This window comes from Ruegeria sp. BHSC037, from assembly GCF_059613045.1.
Map to the genome: position 1 here is coordinate 42,394 of NZ_JBXWRT010000017.1, position 24,774 is coordinate 67,167.

The window sequence follows — 24,774 nt, forward strand, 5'->3', positions numbered from 1 at the left end:
TAGGCGAGGCCTGAACCGTGATTCCGGAGACAAGCCCATGACCGAAGCCGAACGCATTCTGCTGGATCTGCTGGATATCGAACGCCTCGAGGTGGACCTGTTCCGCGGCGTGGGCTCGGGCGGAGAAACGCCAACGCGGATTTTCGGCGGCCAGGTGATCGCCCAGGCTCTGGCGGCGGCCTACAAGACGGTCGAGGACCGGCTGTGCCATTCGTTGCACGCCTATTTCATCCGCCCCGGTGACCCGGATATTCCGGTTGTTTATCAAGTGGATCGCGCACGAGACGGAGGCAGTTTCACAACCCGTCGCGTGGTGGCGATTCAGCACGGCAAGCAGATCCTGAACATGTCGGCCTCGTTCCACATTCAGGACGAGGGATGGGAGCACCAGCACCCCATGCCGGAGGTCGCGCCGCCCGAGCAGCACCCCTCGCGCGATGAGCTGCGGCAGCGGTATCTTGCCCGCGTACCGGAGCATCTGCGCGCGGAACTGCTGCGAGAACGCCCGATCGAAGTGCGCGAGGTCGATCCGCTGGACATCTTCCAACCCGCAAAGGCCGATGACCGCAATTTCCTGTGGTTCCGTATGGGCGCCGCCGATCAGGCCGATCACGTCACGCAGCACCTTCTGCTGGCCTATGCCTCCGACATGGCGCTGCTGAGCTCGGGGATGAGGCCGCATGGTCTGAGTTGGTTCTCCGGAGAGATCAACGGCGCCAGCCTGGACCATGCGATCTGGTTCCACGCGCCGGTGCAATTCCAGAACTGGCACCTCTACGCGATGGATGCGCCGTGGACGGGGCAGGGGCGCAGCTTCAACCGCGGTGCGATCTATGCGCAGGACGGCACGCTGGTGGCTTCGGTGGCGCAGGAAGGCCTGCTGCGACGCGCCCGAAAACCGCGTTAGATATCTCCGACAAACTTTTGATTAAGCTTCCGCATTCCGCTCAGCCAGCGGTCATAATCGGCAGTTTTCAGCCGCATGTAGTCCAGAACCTGCGGATGCGGAAGCACCAGAAAAGTCTCGGCTCGGATGGCATCGACGCAGGCCTGGGCCACGTCCTCGGGCTCGAGCATTCCATCGATCGAGGCGACCGAATCCTCGAACCCCTTGGTCATTTCCGAGCGTACCGCCTGGGGGCATAGGACCGAAACGCGGATACCCTTGTCGCCATAGGTTAGCGCCAGCCATTCGCCAAAACCCACGGCCGCGTGTTTGGTCACGCCATAAGGCGCCGCGCCGGGCTGGTTCAGCAGACCGGCGGCGGAAGCGGTCGTCAGGATATAGCCGCCACCGCGCGCGACCATGCGCGGCACCAGATGACGGGCCGTCCAGACATGCGACATCACGTTGATCTTCCAGATCCGGTCCCAGTGGTCGTCGGGCACGTCCAGACCGCCCAGGGTCAGTATCCCGGCATTGGCACAGAACACATCGATCGGGCCGACCGAGGCCTCGACGTTGTCGATCAGATCACGGATGTCATCCTCGTTGGCAACGTCGCATCGGATCGCATGACCACCAATGGTGTTAGCAACCATCTGGGCGCCATCCAGATCAATATCGGCGCAGACGACCTGGGCGCCTTCGCGGGCGAAGCGCTCGGCCAATCCTTTGCCAATTCCATGGGCCGCGCCGGTGATGACAGCGATCTTGTCCTGCAATTCCATGTCGTGTTCCGCCTTCATTGGTTTCGCTGTAGACGGTAACAGCATGAAAACACGCCGCCAACGTGGACGTTGCGGCGTTGACAATACCCAACATTACCATAATACCGATTACGCGTATCTCGTGTGAGATCAGTAGAAAGCCTGCAAACCGGTCTGTGCCCGCCCCAGGATCAAGGCGTGGACATCATGCGTGCCTTCATAGGTATTCACAGTTTCCAGGTTGACCATGTGCCGGATCACCTGGAATTCCAGCGAGATCCCGTTCCCACCATGCATGTCGCGGGCCATGCGCGCGATGTCCAGCGCCTTGCCGCAATTGTTGCGCTTGATGATCGAGATCATCTCGGGCGCGGCTTCGGCCTGATCCATCAGGCGCCCGACCCGCAGGCTGGCCTGCAGGCCCAAGGCGATCTCGGTCTGCATGTCGGCCAGCTTTTTCTGGAACAGCTGCGTCTGGGCCAGCGGACGGTTGAACTGTTTGCGATCCAGCCCATATTGCCGTGCCACGTGCCAACAGCACTCGGCCGCGCCCATCACGCCCCAGCTGATACCATAGCGTGCGCGGTTCAGACAGCCGAACGGCCCCTTGAGACCCTGAACATGCGGCAACAGCGCGTCCTCGCCGACTTCGACGCCGTCCAGAACGATCTCGCCGGTGATTGAAGCACGCAGGCTGAGCTTGTTCTCGATCTTGGGCGCGCTGAGCCCTTTGGCGCCTTTGTCCAGCACGAAACCGCGGATCTTGCCGTCATGCGCATCGGACTTGGCCCAGACGACGAACACGTCGGCGATCGGCGCGTTCGAAATCCACATCTTGCTGCCGGTCAACCGATAGCCGCCGTCGATCTTCTCGGCCCGGGTCTTCATCCCGGCCGGATCCGATCCGGCATCCGGCTCGGTCAGTCCGAAACAGCCGATCCATTCGCCGCTGGCCAGTTTGGGCAGGTATTTGCGGCGCTGCTCCTCGCTGCCATAAGCATAGATTGGATACATCACCAGCGAGCTTTGCACCGACATCATAGAGCGATAGCCGGAATCCACGCGCTCGACCTCGCGCGCGACCAGGCCATAGGTCACATAGCCCGCGCCGATGCCGCCATATTCCTCGGGGATCGTGGTGCCCAGCAGGCCCATTTCGCCCATCTCGCGAAAGATCTCGGGGTCGGTTTCCTCATTCTGGAAAGCAGCCGTGACCCGAGGCTGCAGCTTTTCCTGCGCATAAGCGCGGGCGCTGTCGGCCACCAGGCGTTCGTCCTCGGTCAGTTGATCGTTCAGGCGGAACGGATCATCCCAGGCAAATCGGCCCAGATCGGGCGCATCCTTGGCGCGCAGCGCAGGTTTTGTATCGGGGGCATTCATGTCTTCGCTCCGGATTTCAAGGTTTGCCGCACCCTACCCCGCAATTTGCGCAAAATACAGCGAGACATTTGCAAGGTTTCATGAGTAAAACGCATGGATGGAGACCAAACGCCGCCTGTTCCCTTCGATTTCATCCCTGCGCGCGCTCGAGGCACTGGATCGGCTTGGCTCGGCCTCGGCCGCCGCGGACGAACTGTCCTTGACCCAAAGTGCGGTCAGCCGGCAATTGCAGACCCTCGAGGTGCAGCTGGGCGTTCGCTTGATCCAGCGTGACCGGAAACGGCTGTCGTTGACCCCGGCGGCTCGGGAGTATGTGGCCGAGATCCGTCAAAGCCTGAACCAGATCGCGAAGGCTTCGTTGCGGCTGCATGTGACGCCGGCGGGCGGCACATTGCAGTTGGCCATTCTTCCGACCTTCGGAATGCGCTGGCTGGTGCCACGCTTGCCCGATTTTGCGCGACTGCATCCCGACATCACAATCAATATGTCGACCCGGCTGCGCCCGTTCAATTTTTCCGCCGAACCCTTTGATGCAGCGATACATTTCGGCGAACCGGATTGGCCCGGAACCGAGCGGCTGCTGCTGAAGGTCGAGCGTGTCGTGCCGGTATGTGCGCCCGCGCTGCTGCCGTCCGGTGCACCCAAGGATGCGGCAGAGTTGCTGAAACTGCCTTTGCTGCACATTCAGACCCGGCCGCGCGCCTGGCAGGAGTGGTTCGCGCAGCAGGGCGTGACAGCGCCCAGCCCCCTGCCCGGCACCGTTCATGACCAGTTTACCACCATCAACCAGGCGGCGGTTCACGGGTTGGGCGTGGCGCTGCTGCCCAGCTATCTGATCGAGCAGGATTTGGCCACCGGGCGGCTGATCACCGCCTTTTCGGGCGCCGTCGAGACGATGGGCGCCTATTACCTGGTCTGGCCCAGCACGAAGTCAGGCGATCCGTCGCTGCGCGAATTCCGGCACTGGCTGGCATCGCAGGCCCAAAACGAAGAAACCCTGCCCCGCTGATCGCGCCGCGTTCAGACGGTTTGCGATGTCGTGTCCGCCTTGGGCCGCGACTCGGTCGGACGCTCGCCGGTGACAAGATAGATCACCTGCTCGGCGATCGCCGTCACGTGGTCGCCCATGCGCTCGGTGTTCTTGGCGATGAAATGCAGATGCATGCAGGCCGTGATGTTGCGCGGGTCCTCGGCCATGAAGGTCAGAAGCTCGCGGAACAGGCCGTTGTACATCAGGTCCACGTCCTCGTCGCGTCGGATGACGTCCTGCGCCAGTTCGGCGTCGCGCTGGATATAGGCGTCGAGCGCATCGCGCAGCATCGTTTCGACATCCCGCGCCATACGGCGCAGCGCGGCCGCGCTGCTGCCGATATGCGGGGCCTCGACCAGCGTGGTCGTGCGCTTGGCGATGTTCTTGGCATAGTCGCCGATGCGCTCAAGGTTGCCCGACACTTTCAGCACCGACAGCACAAGCCGCAGGTCGCCGGCCGTGGGCGCGCGCAGGGCGATCAACCGCGCCGTTTCTTCATTGATCATGTCCTCGAGCGCGTCGATCTCCTTGTCGCCCTGACGCACCTTCTGGGCCAGTTCTTCGTCGCGTGTCTCGAGCGACCGAGCGGCGTTGCTGATGGCGACTTCGACCAGACCGCCCATCTTCATGATATGGGCTTGGACAGCTTCAAGATCGCGGTCGAATGCAGAGGCGATATGTTGTTCACTCATGGCGTATTCCTGTCCTCAGCCGATGCGGCCGGTAATATAGCTTTCGGTTCTCGGGTCCTGGGGCTTGGTGAAGATCTGGCCGGTGTCACCGTATTCGACAAGGCTGCCCAGGTGGAAAAACGCGGTTTTCTGGCTGACGCGGGCGGCCTGCTGCATCGAATGGGTCACGATCACAACCGAGAACCGCTCGCGCAGTTCGTCGATCAGTTCTTCCACCTGCGCGGTGGCGATCGGGTCCAGCGCCGAGCATGGCTCGTCCATCAGCAGAACCTCGGGCGAGGTGGCGATGGCGCGGGCGATGCACAGGCGCTGCTGCTGGCCGCCCGACAGCCCGGTGCCGGGCGCATCCAGGCGGTCCTTGACCTCGTCCCAGATGGCGCCGCGGCGCAGGGATTTTTCCACGATCTCGTCCAGGTCGGCCTTGGTCTTGGCCAGCCCGTGGATGCGTGGGCCGTAGGCGATGTTGTCATAGATCGACTTGGGGAACGGGTTGGGTTTCTGGAACACCATCCCCACCCGCGCCCGCAACTGCACCGGGTCGACACTCTTGTCATAGATGTTTTCGCCGTCCAGCCGGATATCACCTTCAACCCGGCAGATGTCGATCGTGTCGTTCATTCGGTTGAGGCAGCGAAGGAACGTCGACTTGCCGCAGCCCGACGGCCCGATGAAGGCCGTGACCGTTTTGTCCTCGATTTCGACGTTCACGTCCTTGATGGCATGCGTGTCGCCGTAGTGGACATTGACGTCCCGCGCCGAGATCTTGATCGTTTTTTCGCCCACTTCCTGCTCCGCTCGCGCCAGTTTATCCGGTTGCCGCAGGTAAAGACGCACATTGCCGAAAGGGCGTCCCCCGCAACCGGGCCATCGCATGCCGGGCGGTCAAAGGTCAAGCTTTGCCGCTTGTGCGGGGATCGGATCGATCACAGCGGCAGAATGACCGTAAACACCGCGCCCTTGCCCAGATCGCTCTCGACCCGCAGCCGGCCCCGATGCCGGTTGACGATATGTTTCACGATGGCCAGGCCCAGGCCCGTGCCGCCCAGTTGCCGCGACCGGTGGCTGTCGGCGCGATAGAACCGCTCGGTCAGGCGCGGCAGGTGCACCGGGTCGATGCCCGGGCCCTTGTCGATGACCTGAACCCGAACCGCAGCGCCGCGGACCGCCGGATCGCGCTCGGCAACCGCAACCCGCAGTTCGACGCTGCCGCCGCTGCCGCCATACTTGATCGCGTTCTCGACCAGATTCGTGAACACCTGCCGCAACTGGTCGGCGTCTCCGGGCAGGTGCACCGGCGCCTCGGGCGTCGTCAGAGCCAGCGTCACGCCCGCGCTCTCGGCCAGGGGGCGCAGAGTGGCCAAGGTGGACTCCAGCACTTCGGTCAGGTTCAGCCGTTCCGTCGGGCGCACCCTCTCTTCGCTTTCGACCCGGCTCAACGACAGCAAGTCCCCGACCAGCCGGTTCATGCGGCTGGCCTCGTCGGCCATGATCTGCAGGAACCTGTCCCGCGCGGCAGGGTCGTCGCGGGCCGGGCCGCGCAGGGTTTCAATGAACCCCATCAGGGCCGTCAGCGGCGTGCGCAGCTCATGGCTGACATTGGCCACGAAATCCCGGCGCATCTGCCGCGCCTGTTCCAGATGGGTCACGTCCAAGAAACTGGCCAGAACAGCACCGGCCGACACAGCGCCGACACCATCAATGTAACGGCAGTGGACCTGGAAGGTGGTGTCCTGCGCCCCGTCATTGGCCAAGTGCCGCGCGCTGGCCGACCCCTTGGCGCGCAGGCTCTTCTCGATCGCTTCGACGACCGGCGGCTGGCGCAGGATTGTGGCGAAGTGCCGGTTGTCGAGATTGCGCCCCAACAGGGTTCTGGCTTCGGCGTTCGCGGCGATAATCCGCTCGGTCTGGTCGATCACAAGCGCTGGCATCGGCACGGCCGAAACGAATTCGGCAAGGTTGGCGTCGGACATGAATGGCCCCTTGCGTCTAGTCTCCGGCACGCACGGGTTTCAGGCCGTCGCGGAATTTGCGCATGTTGTCCTGATAGTGCAGCGCGCTGAGCGCGATCTGCTGCGCTGCCGCCTCGTCCAGTTCGCGCACCACTTTGCCGGGCGCACCCATGACCAGTGAATTGTCCGGGATTTCCTTGCCTTCGGTGATCAGGGCGCCGGCCCCGATCAGGCAGTTCCGCCCGATCTTGGCGCCGTTCAGCACGATCGCCCCCATCCCGATCAGGCTGTTGTCGCCGATCGTGCAGCCGTGCAGCATGACCTTGTGGCCGATCGTACAATTCTTGCCGATGGTCAGCGGAAACCCGGCATCGATATGCATCACGCAGTTTTCCTGCACGTTGCTGCCCTGCCCTACGCGAATCTCCTCGTGATCGGCGCGGATCGTGCAGCCGAACCAGACCGAGGCGCCCTGTTCCAGCACCACCTTGCCGATCAGGTTGGCATCGGGGGCTACCCAGGTGTCCTCGTGGATTTGCGGGGCGTAATCGCCCAGGGCATAGATCGTCATTTCATGCTCTCGAATTCTTGTTGCAAGGCGCGGACGTGCTCTTGCAGCTTGGGTTGCTGGATCCGCCGCATCCGCTCGGCGCTGACGATGGTTTTCAGCTTGTCCTCGGTCGCATCCAGATCGTCGTTGATCAGCACATAGTCGTAGTAGCCCCAATGGCTGATCTCGTCCCAGCTTTTCATCATGCGCTTGGCGATCACCTCGGGCGCGTCCTGCCCGCGTGTTTCAAGCCTGCGGCGCAGTTCCTTGATCGAGGGCGGCAGGATGAAGATCGACAGCGCGTGCTTGCCCAGTTCCGAGTTGCGGATCTGCACCTCGCCCTGCCAGTCCACGTCGAACAGCACGTCCCGGCCGCTTTGGATCGCTTCGCGAACCGGGTCGGCGGGCGAGCCGTAGAAATTGCCGAAGACATGCGCGTGTTCCAGCATCTGCCCGCTGGAAACCTGCTGACGAAACTCGTCCTCGGACAGAAAGTAGTAGTCCGTCCCGTGAACCTCGCCCGGGCGGGGCTTGCGCGTCGTCGCTGAAACCGAGAACTGAAGATCGGGGTCCCAGTTCATCAGCCGATGGGCCAGCGTCGATTTACCCGCGCCCGAAGGCGACGACAGAATGATGAGAAGGCCCCGGCGATCCGCCATCTGTGATTGTCCTTGTTTATTCAACGTTTTGTACCTGTTCGCGCAACTGGTCTATCACCGCCTTTAACTCCAGGCCAACCGCCGTCAGCTCGGCGTTCTGCGATTTGGAGCATAAAGTGTTGGCCTCGCGGTTGAACTCCTGCGCCAGAAAATCCAGCTTGCGGCCCACCGGGCCGTCCTGCGCCAGCAGCGCCCGTGCCGCGGCGACATGGGCGGTCAGCCGATCGAGCTCTTCGGTGATGTCGGATTTCACGGCGATCAGCGCAAGTTCTTGGGCCACGCGGTCCGGGTCGGCACCCCGGGCGTTGTCCAGAACTCGGGCCAGATTCTGGCGCAGCGCATCGGCCATCGCGTCGGCGCGGGCCTGGGCCAGATCGACGGCTTTCGCGGTCAGCGCCTCGATCCGGTCCAGATGTTCGGCCAGAACCGCAGCAAGGGCCTCGCCTTCGGTACGGCGCATCTCGATGAAATCCGCCAGCAGTTTTCCGAACGCGGCCTTCAGCGCCTCGACTAGTGGCGCGGGGTCATCGTCTTCGGCGCTGGTATCCAGCATCCCTTTCAGCGCCAACAGGTCGCCGGCCCGCGTGGGAGCCAGGGAAACGCCCTGTTGCGCCGCCAGTTCCTCAGCCCGCGCGATCGCCGAAAGCGCCGCGCGCATCGCCGGTTCGTTCAGGCTCAGGTCGGTGGCCGATTCCTGCCGCGTGATGCGCAGGGTCAGCGTTACGTTGCCGCGGCTGATCATGCGCGACAGCTCGGCCCGCAGCGCCGCTTCGAGCCCGGTCAGCCACTCGGGCACCCGCAGCCGCATGTCCAGCCCCTTGCCGTTCACGCTGCGCAGTTCCCAGCTCCAGCCATGCGGCCCGCAGCCCCCCTTGCCCGAAGCAAAACCCGTCATGGATTTGATCATGCCTGCCCTTTCCGACTTTCGCCCTGCGCTGCTGCACCTAATGCCATCGCACCGTTCAGGGCAAGGGTTTGCTGATGGCTGACTTCATCCGGACAAGTTAACCATTCGTTAAAGATTTGCTCCAATTTTAAGTAAACCCGTGTCAATCTGTCAGTCACAAGGACAGGTCGGTTGCAGTTGGCCGCAGCGCCGCAGCAGACCAAAGGACGGCCATTCGACACGAGGTGATGAAATGAAAACCTTCTTCGGGAACGGTTCCGGGCCGAAACTTGGAAAGATCATCGCAATGGACCGCTTTGGCAGTGGGCGCAGTCTGTCGCCGATCCGTCAGGCAGAATCTTACTGGACCGCGCTGCTGGGCGACGACGGGGTTCCCCGGCGGTCGCAGATCGATCCGCGCGGTTTGGAAAACATTCTCGAATACACGTTCATCCTCGAACGCATCGCCCCCGGGCTGGCCCGGTTCCGGCTGGCCGGAAGCCATCTAAGCAAGATCGCCGGCATGGAAGTGCGCGGCATGCCGCTGACCGCGTTTTTCGAGCCCTCGTCGCGCGACCGGATCACCGAGGAGTTGGAGACGGTTTTTTCCGAACCCGCGATCGGAGAGTTCGCGTTGGTTTCGAAAGGCAAGCTGGGTCGGGTCCGGCTCGAGGCGCGGATGATCCTGCTGCCGCTGCGCAGCGACCTGGGCGATGTCAGCCGGATTCTTGGCGTTCTGGTCAGTGATGGCGCAATCGGCGCCACGCCCCGCCGTTTTACGATCGAAGCCAGCCACGTCCGGCCGCTGGTCGCGGTTCGGCGGCGGGCTGAAAAACCCCGGCTCGAGTCCGGGTTTGCCGAGGAACAGACCGAGTTCAAGGGCCCGTCTGGCCATCTGAAGCTTGTCTATTCCCGAGACGATTGATCCCTGCTGGGTCGAACGAAAAACGGCGGGCCGAGGCCCGCCGTTCCCGTTTCGGATCAACCGAGATCAGCCTGCTGCGCGATTCTTGCGTTCGCGGCGCAGGTTGGTCAGCTCTTCGGCCACCAAGAACGCCAGCTCGAGCGACTGCGACGCGTTCAGGCGCGGGTCGCAGGCGGTGTGGTAGCGGTCCGACAGGTCCTCTTCGCTGACGGCGCGGACGCCGCCGGTGCATTCGGTCACGTCCAAACCGGTCATCTCGAAATGCACGCCGCCGGGGATCGTGCCCTCGGCCTGATGCACGCCGAAGAAATCCCGCACCTCGCGCAGGACCGATTCGAACGGCCGGGTCTTGTATCCGGTGGCCGACTTGATCGTGTTGCCGTGCATCGGGTCGCAGACCCAGGTCACCTTGGCGCCCTCTTCCTTGACGGCCTTGATCAGACGCGGCAGATGCTCGCCCGCCTTGCCCGCGCCGAAGCGCGCGATCAGGGTCAGACGGCCTTCTTCGTTGTCCGGGTTCAGCTTGGACATCAGAACCTTGAGGTCCTCGGCGGTTGTGGTCGGCCCACATTTCAGACCAATCGGGTTCAGCACGCCGCGGCAGAACTCGACATGCGCGCCGTCGGGCTGACGGGTGCGGTCACCGATCCAGATCATGTGGCCCGAGCCGGCCAGCCACTTGCCCGAGGTCGAGTCCAGTCGCGTCAGCGCTTCTTCGTACTCCAACAGCAGCCCTTCATGGCTGGTGTAGAATTCGACGGTCGAGAATTCATGGGTGGTGTCGGCGGTGATGCCGGCGGCTTCCATGAAGTCGATCGTGTCCTGAATGCGGTCGGCGATCTCGGAGTATTTCTGCACGTCCTGTTCGTCGGTGAAGCCCAGCGTCCAGGAATGCACGCGGCTCATGTCGGCGAAGCCGCCGGTCGAGAATGCGCGCAGCAGGTTCAGCGTGGCCGCGGCCTGGGTATAGGCCTGCAACATCTTCTCAGGCTTGGGCTCACGCGCCTCGGGCGTGAAGGCCAGCTCGTTGATGATGTCGCCGCGATAGCTGGGCAGCTCGACCCCGTCGATGACTTCGGTCGGGGCGCTGCGGGGCTTGGCGAACTGGCCGGCCATGCGGCCCACCTTGATCACCGGAACTTTGGCGCCATAAGTCAGCACCATCGCCATCTGAAGCATCACCTTGAAGGTGTCGCGGATCGCGTCGGCGCTGAACTGGTCGAAACTTTCGGCGCAATCCCCACCCTGCAGCAAAAAGGCCTCGCCGCGACCGGCGGCACCCAAATGTTGCTTGAGGCGCCGCGCCTCGCCTGCAAAGACCAGCGGGGGATACTGCGAAAGCTTGGCCTCGACCTTGGCCAAGGCGGCCTTGTCGGTATAGTCTGGCATCTGAACCCGCGGCTTGCTGCGCCAGTTCGATTTTTGCCACTCGGTCATAGCTTTGATCTCCGCTGATGTATTTCAGGTGGTCTCTATACAAAATCAACGGACCAGAGACCATAACCGATTTGCGCCTCTTGACGTCGGAAACAAGCTTTGAGCATGGTGGCGGCCAAATTCGCCGCAGGCCCCGTGCCTCGGCCCGCCGAATCAAGGACAGTTCGCCATGCAAGAACAACGCCAAGTTGTCACCGTGGACACGGACGCGGCGAAGCCGCGCAATTTCGTTTTTGTTCTGTTGGACAAGTTTTCCTTGCTCTCATTCGCTTCGGCGCTGGACAGTCTGCGCATCGCGAACCGCATGGCGGACCGGCAGATCTATGCCTGGAGCCTCGCCGGCGAAGGCGGCGAGACGGTGCAATGCTCGGCCGGAACCACGTTCCAGCTGGATCGCGATCTGGACGAGTTGCAGCGCGATGACGTTATCATCGTCTGCGGCGGGGTCGATGTGCAGGCCGCCACGACCAAGAAGGTGTTGAACTGGCTGCGCCGCGAGGCCCGTAAGGGGCTGCGGATCGGCGGGCTGTGCACCGCAGCCTATACACTGGCCAAGGCCGGGTTGCTGGACGGCAAACGCGCCACGATCCACTGGGAAAACGCCGACAGTTTCGCCGAGGAATTCGAAGACGTCGAACTGACCAAATCGGTGTTTGTGCTGGACGGCAACCGGATGACGACGGCAGGCGGCACCTCGTCGATCGATTTGATGCTGAAACTGATCGCCGATGACTTCGGCGAAGAACTGGCCAATGCGGTGGCCGACCAGATGATCTATTCCTCGATCCGCACCGATCAGGACACCCAGCGCCTGTCGACACCCACCCGGATCGGCGTACGCCACCCCAAGCTGAGCCAGGTCATCTTGATGATGGAAAAGAACATCGAGGAGCCGATCTCGCCCTCGATCCTGGCCAAGGAGGTCGGCATGTCCACCCGCCAGCTCGAGCGGCTGTTCCGGCGGTATCTGAGCCGTTCACCCAAGCGCTATTACATGGAGTTGCGGCTGCACAAGGCGCGCAACCTGCTGATGCAGACCGACATGAGCGTGATCAACGTGGCGCTGGCCTGCGGTTTTGCCAGCCCCAGCCATTTCTCGAAATGCTACCGCGCACATTACAACACCACGCCCTATCGCGAGCGTGGGACGCAGAGCGGACGGCTGTCGGTCTGAGCGCCTAGAACTTGTCCAGAATGAGCTCGTCGGGCGTGTTGATACTGAACTGCAGAACCGTCACGCCGTCGTTGCGTTGATGCAGAAGGGCTTAGTAGCAGAGATAGCTGTTCTTACCCTTCAAATAGATCTGCATTCCCTGCGAAAAACCATTCTCGAGCTCTATCCGCTTGGCCACATCTGAATTGGTCAGGCAATACGGAACAAGGTCACGCAGCTGACCTTGCAGGGTTTGCATCTGCTGCGGCGTGTATGCGTCAGCCCCCCAAATCGGCTGATAGCGTTCGAGAATTCGCGGTTTTTCATCTTGGTGTCGACGAAGGATTCATAATCGGCATAGGCCATAAGAACCTTGTCGGCCGCGGCGGGAAGGGGCGACAGGCAAAAGACTACGGCTTCGAGAAGGCGGACCATGTCAATCCGCTTTGAAGTGTATCGCTACACCCTTAGGATGATCTGGCTAGCCTGTAAACGGCACCCTGCCCGACCGAGATGAACCAGATCGCCCCGTCTGGGGCCTGTACGATGTCGCGGACCCGTTCGGTTTCTTGGCCTTTGATCTGCTCGACCTCGCGCAGCGGGTTTCCGGTCAGCCGGGCGATATAGTCGAATTTCAGCGAGCCCACGAAAATATCACCGCGCCATTCGGGAAACATGTCGCCCGAATAGACCAACAACCCCGAAGGCGCGATGGACGGATCCCAGTACAGGCGCGGCTGCTCCATGCCGGGTTTGCTGGTGCCCTCGCCGATCTTATTCCCTGAATAATGCGTGCCGTAGGAAATCACCGGCCAGCCGTAGTTGGCGCCGGGTTTGACAAGATTCACCTCGTCTCCACCCTTGGCGCCATGTTCGGAAACCCACAAGCGACCTCGCGCATCGATTTCGGCGCCTTGCGGGTTGCGATGGCCATACGACCAGATCTCGGGGCGTACACCGGCCTGCCCGACGAAGGGGTTGTCGGCCGGGACCATGCCATCCCGATTGACGCGCACGACCGTCCCCATATGGGTCGTCAGGTCCTGCGCGCTCGGCCGGTCTCCACGGTCGCCCAGTGTCACGAACAAGGTGCCGTCTGACGATTCGACCACGCGCGATCCGAAATGCCGCCCGCCCGAGCCGCCGGGAACGGCCTCGAAGATCACTCGCAGGTTGGTCAGGCGGCGGCCGTCTTCGGACAGGCGTGCCACGGCAAGCGCGGTTCCGGCCCCGCCAGGTTGCGGTTTGGAAAAGGTCAGAAAGATCTCGCGACTGCTCGCGAAATCACGGGCCACGGTCACGTCCAGCAACCCGCCCTGCCCCCGCGCTGCAACCTTCGGCACGCCCCGCACGCGCTGTGCCTGACCATTGCGGGCCAACAGCAGGTCTCCGTCGCGTTCCGTCACCAGAAAGCTGCCGTCGGGCAGTAGCCCGATGGCCCAGGGCGTGTCCAAACCACCCAGCATCCGGGTTGCAGTCACCGGGCCGAGCGATGTCCGCAAGGCGTCCGCCGCCGCGGCCACAGTCGATGCCATCAGCCAGAGAATCGCGAAAATCCGGATCATGATGAAGCCTCACATGCTGTCTGGGTGGGCGATGGCCCATGCCAAGCCCATCAAATCAAATAGTGTTAACGCCACCAAAGGCACATCTTCGTTAGGACTTTTCTTTTTCCGACAGCTTGCCTAGGGTCGGGCCAGAACGACATCGTTCCAAACAGGGAGTAACCTTATGAAAAAGCTGCTTACTGCAACTGCAGCAACCGCATTGCTGGCCGGTGCCGCAATGGCCGAAGACGTCAAGCTGGGCATTCTGCTGGGCTTCACCGGACCGATTGAATCGCTGGCCCCGGCCATGGGCACGGGCGCCGAACTGGCTATCGCCGAAGTGTCCGAATCCGGCAAGCTGCTGGATGGATCCACCGTCACCCCGATGCGCGCCGATACCGGCTGTATCGACAATGGTCTGGCCACCTCGAACGGTGAACGCCTGATTGCGGATGGCGTGGCCGGCATCATCGGCGGCGACTGCTCGGGCGTGACCGGCGCCGTGTTGCAAAACGTCGCCATTCCGAACGGCATGGTCATGATCTCGCCCTCGGCCACCTCGCCGGGCCTGTCGACCATGGAGGACAACGGCCTGTTCTTCCGCACCGCCCCGTCGGATGCACGCGAAGGTCAGGTGATGGCCGACATCCTGAAAGAGCGCGGCATCAACTCCATCGCCCTGACCTATACCAACAACGACTATGGCAAGGGTCTGGCCGACGCGATCCAGTCGTCGTTCGAGGCGGTGGGTGGCGAAGTGACCATCGTCGCCGCGCATGAAGACGGCAAGGCCGACTACTCGGCTGAAGTGGGTGCGCTGGCCTCGGCCGGTGGCGACATCCTGGTGGTTGCCGGGTATCTCGACCAGGGTGGTCTTGGCATCATTCAGTCGGCGCTGGACAGCGGCGCGTTCGACACGTTTGGCCTGCCCGGTGGCATGATCGGTGACTCGCTGCCTGCCAATGTCGGCCCCGACCTGAACGGCTCGTTCGGTCAGATCGCCGGGTCCGGCGGTGAAGGCGCCGAGAAGTATTTCGCCATGGCCGAAGCCGCTGGTTTTGACGGCTCGTCGCCCTACTCGCCCGAAAGCTATGACGCCGCGGCGCTGTTCATGCTGGCAATGCAGGCCGCGGGCTCGACCAATCCGGCCGACTATGCCGGCAAGGTGATGGAGGTTGCCAATGCACCCGGCGAGAAGATCTATCCGGGTGAACTGGCCAAGGGACTGGAACTGTTGGCCGCCGGTCAGGACATCGACTATGTCGGCGCTTCGGGCGTCGAGCTGATCGGACCGGGTGAAAGCGCCGGCTCGTATCGCGAGATCGAGGTTCAGGAGGGCAAGAACGTGACCGTCAAGTTCCGTTGATCGTTCGGTTGACCACATGAGATCAGACAGCCCGGGCCTTGTGTCCGGGCTGTTTCAATGACAAAAAGCGCCACCCTTTCGGGAATGGGGCAACAGGAAGAGCCGCGAAAGCCGCGGACAGGGGAACACATGATCGTCGTCGAGGACGTGCACAAGCATTTCGGCGGTTTCCATGCGGTGGACGGGGCGTCGCTGGAAATCGAAAAAGGCTCGATTACCGGCCTGATCGGCCCGAACGGGGCTGGAAAAACAACTCTTTTCAACGTGATCGCGGGTGTTTTGCCACCAACCAGCGGCAAGGTCTGGATGGATGGCGAGGATATCACCGGTCTGCCCCCGCACGAACTGTTCCACAAAGGCCTGCTGCGCACCTTCCAGATCGCGCACGAGTTCTCTTCGATGACCTGCCGGGAAAACCTGATGATGGTGCCGGGCAACCAGTCGGGGGAATCGCTGTGGAACACCTGGTTCGGCCGTAAGCGGATCGCCGACGAAGAGCGCGCCCTGCGTGCCAAGGCGGACGAGGTGCTGGAATTCCTGACCATCGAACATCTGGCCGATCACAAGGCGGGTCAGGTCTCGGGCGGCCAGAAAAAGCTGCTGGAACTGGGCCGCACGATGATGGTGGACGCCAAGATCGTGTTCCTGGACGAAGTCGGCGCTGGCGTGAACCGCACCCTGCTGATGACCATCGCCGATACGATCCTGCGTCTGAACAAAGAGCGCGGTTATACCTTCGTGGTCATCGAGCATGACATGGATTTCATCGGCAAGATCTGCGATCCGGTGATCTGCATGGCCGAGGGCAAGGTTCTAGCGCAGGGTACGCTGGACGAGATCAAGGCCAACGAGCAAGTCATCGAGGCCTATCTGGGCACCGGCCTGAAGAACAAGGACAAGCTGGAGGCAGGGGCATGAGCGACAACCCCTACCAGGACGACAAGGGCAACAAAGACGCCTCGATCACCAATACCCGCGGCATGGGCACCATGACCCCGGCGCACCGCGTCAGCGGCAAGACTGAATATGTGGGCGGTGGCCCATTCTTGATCGGCGACAGCATGACCGGCGGCTATGGCAAGGGCCCCGACATCCTGCACGATTGCACCATCTCGGTGGACAAGGGCGAGATCGCCGTAATCGTCGGCCCCAACGGCGCCGGCAAATCCACCGCGATGAAGGCAGTGTTCGGGATGCTGGATGTGCGCTCGGGCTCTGTGCGTTTGGATGGCGAGGACATCACCAACCTCAGCCCGCAGGACAGGGTGGTCAAGGGCATGGGCTTCGTGCCGCAGACCTCGAACATCTTCACCTCGATGACGGTTCAGGAGAACCTCGAGATGGGGGCCTTCATCCGCACCGACGACTTCTCGGACACGATGGAGCAGGTTTTCGAGCTGTTCCCGATCCTGCGGGACAAGCGCAACCAACCCGCCGGTGAACTGTCGGGTGGGCAGCGGCAACAGGTGGCCGTGGGCCGGGCACTGATGACAAAGCCCAAGGTGCTGATGTTGGATGAACCCACCGCGGGCGTTTCGCCAATCGTGATGGACGAGTTGTTCGACCGCATCATCGAAGTTTCGCGCACCGGCCTGCCGATCCTGATGGTGGAACAGAACGCCCGCCAGGCACTCGAGATTGCCGACAAGGGCTATGTGCTGGTTCAGGGGCGTAACGCCTATACCGGAACCGGCAAAGAGCTGTTGGCCGACCCCGAGGTGCGCAAATCGTTTTTGGGTGGCTGATCGAGCAGACTCGTCTGGGCTGATATCAAAGGGCCGAGGCTGGTTGAGCCCGGCCCTTTTTTGTGGAACTGCAATCTGAAGAAATGATGACCAAAACGGGTCAGCAAACTTGACCTTACTGCGCCTGCAACACAGTGTACTGCGCCATCCACCTGATTCCCTTATTTTTTCCTGACGCCGCGCCCGAGAGTGCAAAACGAGCATCTGAATTGAAATGCGTTGCGATTGCTCGATTGACGCCACAGTCGGCAAATATCCATCCCACTGCATTCGCCCGGAAACAGACCGGGCGAGTCCGCTAAACCGAGTTTTCCCCAAGGATGCCAACCGTGAAAACGTTACGAGTTTTCGGCCCGCCCGCTTGTTTTCCGACCGCGCTTCTTGCGCATGATGAAAGCTTCACCTGCATGTTCATAGCGGGTGGCGCGGAATAAACGTTCAGGCACACTCTGGACCCCGATGAAAGTTCCATTGAAATTGACGGGATATCCACAATGACCAGTTTCCAGACGACCTTCACAACACGACCTATCCGATCGCAAATGACGATTGGGCCGTCTCGATGATCCTCAACAAGCCCGGCATGACGTTCGGTGTTTCCGAACATCGCCCTGCGATGAGGAAAGATCACGGGCAATGCGCCTTGCTCGGCTCCTGACTCCACCACAACCAGCCCGAAAGAAAAACATGAAATCAATATTCGCCTTGGCGACCATCACATTTGCGGCAAGCATGGCTGCCGCGGAAGAACGCCACCTTGTCTGCATTTCCGATCGCGACGGGAGCGAAGTGCGCCTGAACCGCGATCCCATAGGCGACAAGGGAAGCATACAGACAAAGGTCATTGCCGGCGAAGCGATGGTCTTCAAAGGACTCGGAAGCATGACCTTCGTCCATATCGAAGACCAGGACGTCATGACTGTCGTGGTCCCTTTCGAGGACATGAGCTATGACCTGAGCGTCAAGGGCCCTCATGCGGAACACGGTCACGGGTCCTGCACGGAAACAAACGCTTGAGTCCCCCCTCAGCAGGCAGAGCGACCGCGCCGCCCCCTCCGGCGCGGTCTTTTTCTTTGGGGGGAGCCGAAGTGCCTATGCTCGTGTGTTCGAAGTCTATCAAACCGCATGAAAACCTGCACAAAACTGTAAAAATCCTGTTCCAAATTGTTGTGTCTTTCGCCGGCGTCATGCCATAAAGCCGCACCCGGACAGTGAGAAGAAAATAATGGATCTACTGAACGCGTTTGTCGCGCTTGCGAACTTTGTGATCGTGCCCGCGGTTGCCTATGGCAGCCAGTTGGCGCTTGGGGCGCTGGGGGTCACCCTGATCTATGGCATCCTGCGGTTTTCCAACTTCGCCCATGGCGACACGATGGCCTTTGGCGCCATGATCGCCGTGCTGGTCACCTGGGGTTTCCAGGCCGCGGGCATCGGGTTCGGCCCCCTGCCGACTGCGCTGCTGGCCCTGCCCTTTGCCATTCTGGGCTGCATCGCGCTGGTACTGATCACCGACAGGCTGGTCTATCGCTTCTATCGCGATCAAAAGGCCAAACCCGTCATTCTGGTGATCGTATCCATGGGCGTCATGTTCATCATGAACGGCTTGGTGCGGTTCATCATCGGCCCCGATGACCAGCGGTTTTCCGATGGCGCGCGATTCCTTATCTCCGCGCGGGATTTCAAGGCTCTGACCGGATTGAACGAGGGGCTTGCTATCAAAACCTCGCAAGGCCTTACCGTAATCGTGGCCGTTGTGGCCGTGGCACTGCTGTTCTGGTTCCTGAACAAGACCCGCACGGGCAAGTCGATGCGCGCCTATTCCGACAACGAGGATCTGGCCCTGCTGTCCGGCATCAACCCCGAACGCGTGGTGATGATCACCTGGATCATCGTCGCCGCGCTGGCAACCACGGCGGGCGTGTTGTACGGGCTGGACAAAAGCTTCAAGCCGTTCGTCTATTTCCAACTGCTGCTGCCGATCTTTGCCTCGGCCATCGTCGGCGGGCTAGGAAATCCGATCGGAGCCATCGCCGGTGGATTCATCATCGCCTTTTCCGAGGTGACCATCACCTATGCCTGGAAAAAGGTCCTGACCTATCTTCTGCCCGAAAACCTTGAGCCGTCGGGTTTGGTGCAGCTCTTGTCAACTGATTACAAATTCGCGGTCAGCTTCGTCATTCTGCTGATCGTGCTGCTGTTCAAGCCCACGGGCCTGTTCAAGGGGAAAGCGGTATGAGCGAAACGGTCAAGAACACCCTGCTGTTTGCACTGGTCGGCGGGCTGATCCTGCTGACCGGCTTCATGCAAAGCTGGAATACGGCGATCCTGATCGTGAACATGGGCCTGATTTCTGCGATCATGGCGATTGGGGTGAACCTGCAATGGGGCTTTGCCGGCCTGTTCAACGTCGGCGTCATGGGCTTTGTCGCTTTGGGCGGGCTGGCGGTGGTTCTGGTCTCGACCCCGCCGACGCCAGGAGCCTGGTCCGCCGGCGGGTACGGGATCGTGCTTGCGCTTCTGCTGGGGGCGGCCACCGTGGTTGCGGCGGTCATGGCGGCCAGAAAACTGCCCAAGGGACGCACTCAAACGCTTGCGATCATTGCGATCCTCGTCGTCGGGTTCTTCGTGTATCGCGCCGTGTTCGACCCCAGCGTCGCAGCCGTCGAGGCGATCGACCCCGCAGTGGCCGGCAATATCGGCGGTTTGAACCTTCCGGTGCTTCTGGCCTGGCCCGCCGGTGGCCTTCTGGCCGCCGGAGCCGCATGGCTGATCGGCAAGACGGCCCTTGGGCTGCGGTCGGATTACCTGGCCATTGCCACGCTGGGCATCGCTGAAATCATCATTGCCATCATGAAGAACGAGGACTGGCTGGCGCGCGGCGTCAAGAACGTTTATGGCATCCCGCGCCCCACCCCGTTCGTGGGCTATGAGATCGACCTGCAAAGCGATCCGTCCTTTGTCGAACGTGCCGCGGGTCTGGGCCTGGACCCGGTCACCGCATCGACGCTGTGGGTCAAGACCGGCTATGCCTTCCTGTTCCTCGTCGTGCTGCTGGTCCTGCTGTGGATGGCTCAGATGGCGCTCAAAAGCCCGTGGGGCCGCATGATGCGGGCCATCCGCGACAACGAGGTGGCGGCCGAGGCCATGGGCAAGGATGTCACCCGCCGCCATCTGCAGATTTTCGTGCTGGGCTCGGCCATCTGCGGCATTGCCGGGGCGATGATGACCACGTTGGACGGGCAGTTGACCCCCAGCGCCTATCAGCCGCTGCGGTTCACGTTCCTCGTCTGGGTGATGGTGATCGTCGGTGGATCGGGCAACAATTTCGGCTCGGTCCTTGGGGCGTTTCTGATCTGGTTCCTGTGGGTGCAGGTCGAACCGATCGGTTTGTGGTTGATGGATCTGATAACCGCCGGTATGCCGGACGGCAGCGCGCTCAAGACGCATCTTCTGGACAGTGCGGCCCATATGCGCCTGTTCACGATGGGCCTGATCCTGCTTATTGTTCTCAGATTCAGTCCAAGGGGCCTGATCCCCGAGAAATAGGCGCCAGCGCCTGCAAATTGCACAAGCCGCGCCGGCCTTCTGGCGCGGCTTGTTGATTCCGGGCCGGGAAATGAATAGGAAAATCAGGCGCGTCCGATCTTTCAGCCGCCGCCCGCACCACCAGCGGATACCAACCCAGACCTCTAGAGTATTGGAACACCATGACTTCCACGACCGTCAAATCAACCGTGCTGTTGGCCGGGCTGGCCGTTCTGGCCGGATGCATTCCATCGCCCCGCGACCTCGAAACAACCCCAGTCAAGGTTCAGACACCCAAGGGCGTCGTCACCTGTCAGCTGTACAGGCAGGACCGGGTCGACTGGGATCGTGCGATTGACTTTCCGGCAACCAAGATGAGCGTCCCCGAGGCGGATGCCTATTGCCAGCAGGAAGGCCAGCGCCGTCTGGGGCGCTGACATCACCACCTGGATTCAACGGTTTCGGAACAGGCCGCCCAGAATGCCGCGCACGATGCGGCGGCCTGTGGTTCCCTTCAGCTCCTTGATAACGGCCTCACCCAAGGCACTGGCGAAACTGTCCTGTTTTCGACCCCTTCGCGCGGATGATCGCCCGACACGGCTGCCGCTATACCGCCGGGCCGAGGCATACTCGCGGTCGGCCGGGCTCTGAGGTTCCACCTGTTCTTCGTCTTCGGCGGCCTCGGCCTCCTTCGCGGCCTGCGCGGCGCGCGCTCTCAGGATCTCGAACGCTGATTTTCGATCCAGCAACGTGTCGTATTTTCCGGCCATGGGAGAGTTCGCCATGACCGCCTGACGCTCGGCCGGGGCGATCGGCCCCAGCTGAGAACCGGGCGGGCGGATCAGGGTCCGCTGCACCATGCCGGGTACGCCTTTTTTCTCGAGCATCGAGGTCAACGCTTCACCCACGCCCACCTCGCGGATCGCGGTTTCGGTATCGAACTCCGGGTTCTCGCGATAGGTTTCCGCGGCCAGCCGCAAATTCTTGCGATCGCGCGCGGTGAAGGCGCGCAGCGCGTGCTGAACCCGGTTGCCCAGTTGGCCCAGAATGTCCTCGGGGATGTCGGCGGGGTTCTGGGTGATGAAATACACCCCCACGCCCTTGGACCGGATCAGGCGAGCCACCTGCTCGACCTTGTCGATCAGAACTTTGGGCGCGTCGTCGAACAACAGATGCGCTTCGTCGAAGAAGAAAACCAGCTTGGGTTTCTCGGGGTCGCCGACCTCGGGCAGTTCTTCGAACAATTCGCTCAGCAGCCACAGCAGAAAGGTCGCATACAGGCGGGGCGACCCCATCAGCTTGTCCGAGGCCAAGATGTTGACCATGCCCTGCCCGGTCTCATCGTTCCGCATTAGATCGGCCAGCTCCAGCGCTGGTTCGCCGAACAGGTTCGTGCCGCCCTGGTTCTCGAGCACCAGCAACCGGCGCTGGATCGCGCCGATCGAGGCTGTCGACACGTTGCCGTACCGCAGAGACAGCTGCGCGCGGTTTTCCCCGATCCAGACCAGCAGTGCCTGCAGGTCTTTCAGGTCAAGCAGGGGCATGCCCTCCTCGTCGGCGACGCGGAACGCGATGTTCAGGATGCCCTCCTGCGCCTCGCTCAGTTCCATCAGGCGCGACAGCAGCAGCGGCCCCATTTCGGAAACGGTGGTACGCACCGGGTGGCCCTGTTCGCCGAACAGGTCCCAGAACGTCACCGGACAGCGCTCATAGGCATAGTCCGAGAACCCGATCCGCGCCGCGCGATCCATGAAGGCCTGATGCAGCTTGTGATCGGGGCTTCCAGCCTTGGCCAGGCCAGACAGATCACCCTTGACGTCGGACAGGAACACCGGCACCCCGGCCTTGGAAAAGCCTTCCGCAAGGATCTGAAGGGTCACGGTCTTGCCCGTCCCCGTCGCACCCGCGATCAAGCCGTGCCGGTTGGCATATTTCAGGCGCAGGCCTTGCGGCTGCGTATAGTCCTTGCCACCACCGCCGATGAAAATTTCGTCCGTCATACTTTTGCAAACCCCTGAAACCTACCGATCTGAGGCCACCATACTAACTTAACCTTTGACTGCCATAGTTGATTTGGCATCCCGGATGGGATGCAAACTTCCTCCCTGTCGACTGGCTGTGCCTTCGGGCACAGCCTTTTTTTGTCCGGTGGAGTTTTCTGTCTGATACCGCATTAAAAATCTACGATAGCAGTTGACCGCTGCGGCTGCCTCTCGTAACGTTCCCGCATAACTAAGTCGGCCAGTCCGACGGGGAGATACATCGATCGAAGGGAGCCGGACGAGCGGCTCCCTTTTCCTTTGATGACCATACCTGTACCAATCGGCGGAAATCCGTTTGGCGTGCGCCGCTGGGCGAGTTTTCCGCCTGACACCGCCCGTGTTGGATGCTAGACGAAGGCAAACGCTGTTTGAGCACCATGAGGCAGACATGATCAAGAAACTTCTTCCACTGACCCTGTTGGCGGGTGTCGCCCTGACCGGTCCGGCGCTGGCACAGGAAGCATCGAGCGGGTCGGAAACCCCGGCCCCCACCGGCTCGGACCTGGATTTGGGCGAAACCGGTCCGCGGGTGGGCGAACAGTACATCAGGGAAAAGTCCGGCGATTGGGAGGTGTCCTGCATCAAGGCGCAGGAAGGCAATGACCCCTGTGCCATGGTCCAGATCCTGAACGGCCCTCAGGGCGAACCGATTGCCGAGATCACCATCGGCAAGCTGCCCGAAGGCGGTGCCGCAGTCGCCTGGGCGAATGTCATCGTTCCTCTGGAAACCCTTCTGCAGGCACAATTGGCGATTTCGGTCGATGGCGCGCCGCGCAAACTGTATAATTATCACCACTGCGTTCCCGTCGGCTGCGTGGCGCAGCTGGGGCTGACGCAAGGCGACATCGACGCGATGAAGGCCGGGTCGAAGGCCGTTTTGTCACTGGTTCCGGCCCGCGCGCCGGATCAGATCATCAACATGGACATGTCGCTGTCGGGTTTCACCTCGGGCTTCGACGGCCTGCCGATCAACCAGAACTGATCCGGACACGCTTGGATCGGCAAAGCCGCCTTTTGGGGCGGCTTTTTCATATCCGTTTGAGGGCCAGCACCGCGTTCAGCCCGCCGAAGGCAAAGGCGTTGCTCAGAACGACGTCGACATTGGCCTCGCGCGCCTCGTTCGGCACCACGTCCAGGGCACATTCGGGGTCGGGCTCTTCATAGCCGATCGTAGGCGCGATGATGCCATCTCGCAGCGCCATGATGCAGGCCAGAAGCTCCACCGCCCCGGTGCCGCCGATCAGGTGCCCGTGCATGGATTTGGTCGACGAAATCATAAGCTCATCGGCATGCGGGCCGAACACATCTGCCACTGCGGCGCATTCGGTCTTGTCATTGGCGGCGGTTCCGGTGCCGTGGGCGTTGATGTAACCGACATCGCTGGCGTTCAGCCCGGCATCCTTCAAGGCACCCGCCATGGCGCGCGCGGCGCCCTGTTTGCTGGGCATCACGATGTCCGAGGCATCCGACGTCATGGCAAAACCCGCGACCTCGCACAGGATTTCGGCGCCACGGGCGCGGGCGTTTTCGTATTCCTCGAACACGAAAACTCCGGCACCTTCGCCCTGAACCATGCCGTTGCGGTTGGCGCTGAACGGGCGGCAGGCGTCCTTGGACATCACCCGCAGCCCTTCCCAGGCCTTGACGCCGCCAAAACATAACATGGATTCCGAGCCGCCGGTAATCATCACCGGCGCCGCGCCGCTGCGTACCATCTGGAAGGCCAGTGCCATCGCGTGGTTCGACGACGCACAGGCTGTGGAAACGGTAAAGCTGGGGCCCTTAAGGTTATGTTCCATCGAAACATGGCTTGCGGCCGCGTTGTTCATCAGCTTGGGCACCACGAAGGGATGCACTCGGTTTTTGCCGTCCTCGTAGACCGAGCGATAGTTGTCATCCCAGGTCGAGACGCCGCCCCCGGCAGTTCCCAGCACAACGCCCGACCGCGCCGCCAGGTCGCCATGAAACGTGAGGCCAGCCTGATCGATCGCCTCCTTCGCGGCGGTCAAGGTGAACTGGGTAAAACGATCGTACAGCGACATCTGTTGCCGGTTGAAACGGCCCTCGGCCTCGAACCCGCGCACCTGCCCGCCGATCTTGATCGCCAGGCGTTCGACATCGCGAAATTCAAGCTCGGAAATCCCGCAGCGACCTTCGCGCATGGCCTCGAACGTGTCGGGCACCGAATGGCCCAACGCGTTGATCGTGCCCGCGCCGGTGATGACAACCCGTTTCATG

Annotated in this window: 25 protein-coding genes; 12 read left to right on the top strand and 13 right to left on the bottom strand. The window is 61.8% G+C overall.

Going from position 1 to position 24,774, the window contains the following annotated elements; all coding sequences use genetic code 11:
• The first annotated feature begins 37 nt into the window (after positions 1-37).
• Positions 38-907 (top strand): acyl-CoA thioesterase, encoded by an 870-nt coding sequence (locus tag AC2FMN_RS15650; RefSeq protein WP_496689290.1) that lies wholly within the window; start codon positions 38-40, stop codon positions 905-907.
• Here the strand turns inward: AC2FMN_RS15650 and AC2FMN_RS15655 are convergent.
• The gene (locus tag AC2FMN_RS15655) at positions 904-1,671 is read right to left on the bottom strand and encodes an SDR family oxidoreductase (RefSeq protein WP_496689337.1); all 768 of its coding nucleotides are present in this window, start codon (positions 1,669-1,671) and stop codon (positions 904-906) included. The two genes, AC2FMN_RS15650 and AC2FMN_RS15655, sit on opposite strands and share 4 nt — an antisense overlap.
• Before the next feature lie 129 nt (positions 1,672-1,800).
• Positions 1,801-3,030 (bottom strand): acyl-CoA dehydrogenase, encoded by a 1,230-nt coding sequence (locus tag AC2FMN_RS15660; protein WP_496689292.1) that lies wholly within the window; start codon positions 3,028-3,030, stop codon positions 1,801-1,803.
• Between the two features lie 97 nt (positions 3,031-3,127).
• Between AC2FMN_RS15660 and AC2FMN_RS15665 the strand changes: the two genes are divergently transcribed.
• A complete protein-coding gene (locus tag AC2FMN_RS15665) occupies positions 3,128-4,039 on the top strand; it encodes a LysR family transcriptional regulator (protein ID WP_496689294.1) in 912 nt (303 codons plus the stop codon).
• 11 nt (positions 4,040-4,050) lie between these two features.
• Here the strand turns inward: AC2FMN_RS15665 and phoU are convergent, their stop codons facing one another.
• The 6 genes from phoU to AC2FMN_RS15695 form a co-directional block, all read right to left on the bottom strand.
• Positions 4,051-4,752 (bottom strand): phosphate signaling complex protein PhoU, encoded by a 702-nt coding sequence (gene phoU / locus AC2FMN_RS15670; protein ID WP_490360897.1) that lies wholly within the window; start codon positions 4,750-4,752, stop codon positions 4,051-4,053.
• A 15-nt stretch (positions 4,753-4,767) separates the two neighbouring features.
• The gene (gene pstB / locus AC2FMN_RS15675; RefSeq protein WP_496689296.1) at positions 4,768-5,535 is read right to left on the bottom strand and encodes a phosphate ABC transporter ATP-binding protein PstB; all 768 of its coding nucleotides are present in this window, start codon (positions 5,533-5,535) and stop codon (positions 4,768-4,770) included.
• Positions 5,536-5,675: 140 nt separating this feature from the next.
• On the bottom strand, positions 5,676-6,722 hold the full coding sequence (locus AC2FMN_RS15680) for a sensor histidine kinase (protein WP_496689298.1): 1,047 nt from the start codon (positions 6,720-6,722) through the stop codon (positions 5,676-5,678).
• A gap of 16 nt (positions 6,723-6,738) precedes the next feature.
• A complete protein-coding gene (locus tag AC2FMN_RS15685) occupies positions 6,739-7,272 on the bottom strand; it encodes a gamma carbonic anhydrase family protein (RefSeq protein ID WP_496689300.1) in 534 nt (177 codons plus the stop codon).
• Positions 7,269-7,910, bottom strand: a complete 642-nt coding sequence (gene gmk / locus AC2FMN_RS15690) for a guanylate kinase (protein WP_496689301.1) — start codon at positions 7,908-7,910, stop codon at positions 7,269-7,271. Before gmk ends, AC2FMN_RS15685 begins: the two co-directional genes overlap by 4 nt.
• Before the next feature lie 16 nt (positions 7,911-7,926).
• The gene (locus AC2FMN_RS15695) at positions 7,927-8,817 is read right to left on the bottom strand and encodes a YicC/YloC family endoribonuclease (RefSeq protein ID WP_496689302.1); all 891 of its coding nucleotides are present in this window, start codon (positions 8,815-8,817) and stop codon (positions 7,927-7,929) included.
• A gap of 232 nt (positions 8,818-9,049) precedes the next feature.
• On the opposite strand from AC2FMN_RS15695, the gene AC2FMN_RS15700 reads away from it, so the two are divergent.
• Complete coding sequence (locus AC2FMN_RS15700; protein WP_496689304.1) at positions 9,050-9,721, top strand: PAS domain-containing protein; 672 nt, start codon at positions 9,050-9,052, stop codon at positions 9,719-9,721.
• A 66-nt stretch (positions 9,722-9,787) separates the two neighbouring features.
• Here the strand turns inward: AC2FMN_RS15700 and AC2FMN_RS15705 are convergent, their stop codons facing one another.
• The gene (locus AC2FMN_RS15705) at positions 9,788-11,158 is read right to left on the bottom strand and encodes a class II 3-deoxy-7-phosphoheptulonate synthase (protein WP_496689306.1); all 1,371 of its coding nucleotides are present in this window, start codon (positions 11,156-11,158) and stop codon (positions 9,788-9,790) included.
• Positions 11,159-11,327: 169 nt separating this feature from the next.
• Between AC2FMN_RS15705 and AC2FMN_RS15710 the strand changes: the two genes are divergently transcribed.
• Positions 11,328-12,332 (top strand): GlxA family transcriptional regulator, encoded by a 1,005-nt coding sequence (locus AC2FMN_RS15710; protein WP_496684074.1) that lies wholly within the window; start codon positions 11,328-11,330, stop codon positions 12,330-12,332.
• Positions 12,333-12,521: 189 nt separating this feature from the next.
• Here the strand turns inward: AC2FMN_RS15710 and AC2FMN_RS15715 are convergent, their stop codons facing one another.
• Positions 12,522-12,746, bottom strand: a complete 225-nt coding sequence (locus AC2FMN_RS15715; RefSeq protein ID WP_496689308.1) for a hypothetical protein — start codon at positions 12,744-12,746, stop codon at positions 12,522-12,524.
• Between the two features lie 32 nt (positions 12,747-12,778).
• On the bottom strand, positions 12,779-13,876 hold the full coding sequence (locus AC2FMN_RS15720) for a PQQ-dependent sugar dehydrogenase (protein ID WP_496689310.1): 1,098 nt from the start codon (positions 13,874-13,876) through the stop codon (positions 12,779-12,781).
• A 166-nt stretch (positions 13,877-14,042) separates the two neighbouring features.
• On the opposite strand from AC2FMN_RS15720, the gene AC2FMN_RS15725 reads away from it, so the two are divergent.
• From AC2FMN_RS15725 to AC2FMN_RS15755, 7 genes are all read left to right on the top strand, one after another.
• Complete coding sequence (locus tag AC2FMN_RS15725; protein WP_496689312.1) at positions 14,043-15,224, top strand: ABC transporter substrate-binding protein; 1,182 nt, start codon at positions 14,043-14,045, stop codon at positions 15,222-15,224.
• Positions 15,225-15,353: 129 nt separating this feature from the next.
• On the top strand, positions 15,354-16,142 hold the full coding sequence (locus AC2FMN_RS15730; protein WP_496689314.1) for an ABC transporter ATP-binding protein: 789 nt from the start codon (positions 15,354-15,356) through the stop codon (positions 16,140-16,142).
• The gene (locus AC2FMN_RS15735) at positions 16,139-16,969 is read left to right on the top strand and encodes an ABC transporter ATP-binding protein (RefSeq protein WP_496684081.1); all 831 of its coding nucleotides are present in this window, start codon (positions 16,139-16,141) and stop codon (positions 16,967-16,969) included. The genes AC2FMN_RS15730 and AC2FMN_RS15735 overlap by 4 nt, the downstream gene beginning before the upstream one ends.
• A 687-nt stretch (positions 16,970-17,656) precedes the next feature.
• A complete protein-coding gene (locus AC2FMN_RS15740) occupies positions 17,657-17,986 on the top strand; it encodes a hypothetical protein (protein WP_496689315.1) in 330 nt (109 codons plus the stop codon).
• 208 nt (positions 17,987-18,194) lie between these two features.
• Positions 18,195-19,205, top strand: coding sequence for a branched-chain amino acid ABC transporter permease (locus AC2FMN_RS15745; protein WP_496689317.1), 1,011 nt, complete (start codon positions 18,195-18,197; stop codon positions 19,203-19,205).
• Positions 19,202-20,515 carry a branched-chain amino acid ABC transporter permease gene (locus AC2FMN_RS15750; protein WP_496678351.1) on the top strand — a complete coding sequence of 438 codons (1,314 nt, stop codon included), beginning with the start codon at positions 19,202-19,204 and terminating at the stop codon, positions 20,513-20,515. The genes AC2FMN_RS15745 and AC2FMN_RS15750 overlap by 4 nt, the downstream gene beginning before the upstream one ends.
• A gap of 161 nt (positions 20,516-20,676) precedes the next feature.
• A complete protein-coding gene (locus AC2FMN_RS15755; RefSeq protein WP_149774341.1) occupies positions 20,677-20,931 on the top strand; it encodes a hypothetical protein in 255 nt (84 codons plus the stop codon).
• A gap of 15 nt (positions 20,932-20,946) precedes the next feature.
• Here the strand turns inward: AC2FMN_RS15755 and AC2FMN_RS15760 are convergent, their stop codons facing one another.
• The gene (locus AC2FMN_RS15760; RefSeq protein WP_496689319.1) at positions 20,947-22,494 is read right to left on the bottom strand and encodes a helicase HerA-like domain-containing protein; all 1,548 of its coding nucleotides are present in this window, start codon (positions 22,492-22,494) and stop codon (positions 20,947-20,949) included.
• Positions 22,495-22,924: 430 nt separating this feature from the next.
• On the opposite strand from AC2FMN_RS15760, the gene AC2FMN_RS15765 reads away from it, so the two are divergent.
• Positions 22,925-23,518: an invasion associated locus B family protein gene (locus tag AC2FMN_RS15765; RefSeq protein ID WP_496689321.1), complete on the top strand. Its 594-nt coding sequence runs from the start codon at positions 22,925-22,927 to the stop codon at positions 23,516-23,518.
• Positions 23,519-23,564: 46 nt separating this feature from the next.
• Here AC2FMN_RS15765 and AC2FMN_RS15770 read toward each other — a convergent pair whose 3' ends face one another.
• A complete protein-coding gene (locus AC2FMN_RS15770; protein WP_496689323.1) occupies positions 23,565-24,773 on the bottom strand; it encodes a beta-ketoacyl-[acyl-carrier-protein] synthase family protein in 1,209 nt (402 codons plus the stop codon).
• Position 24,774: the final 1 nt, after the last annotated feature.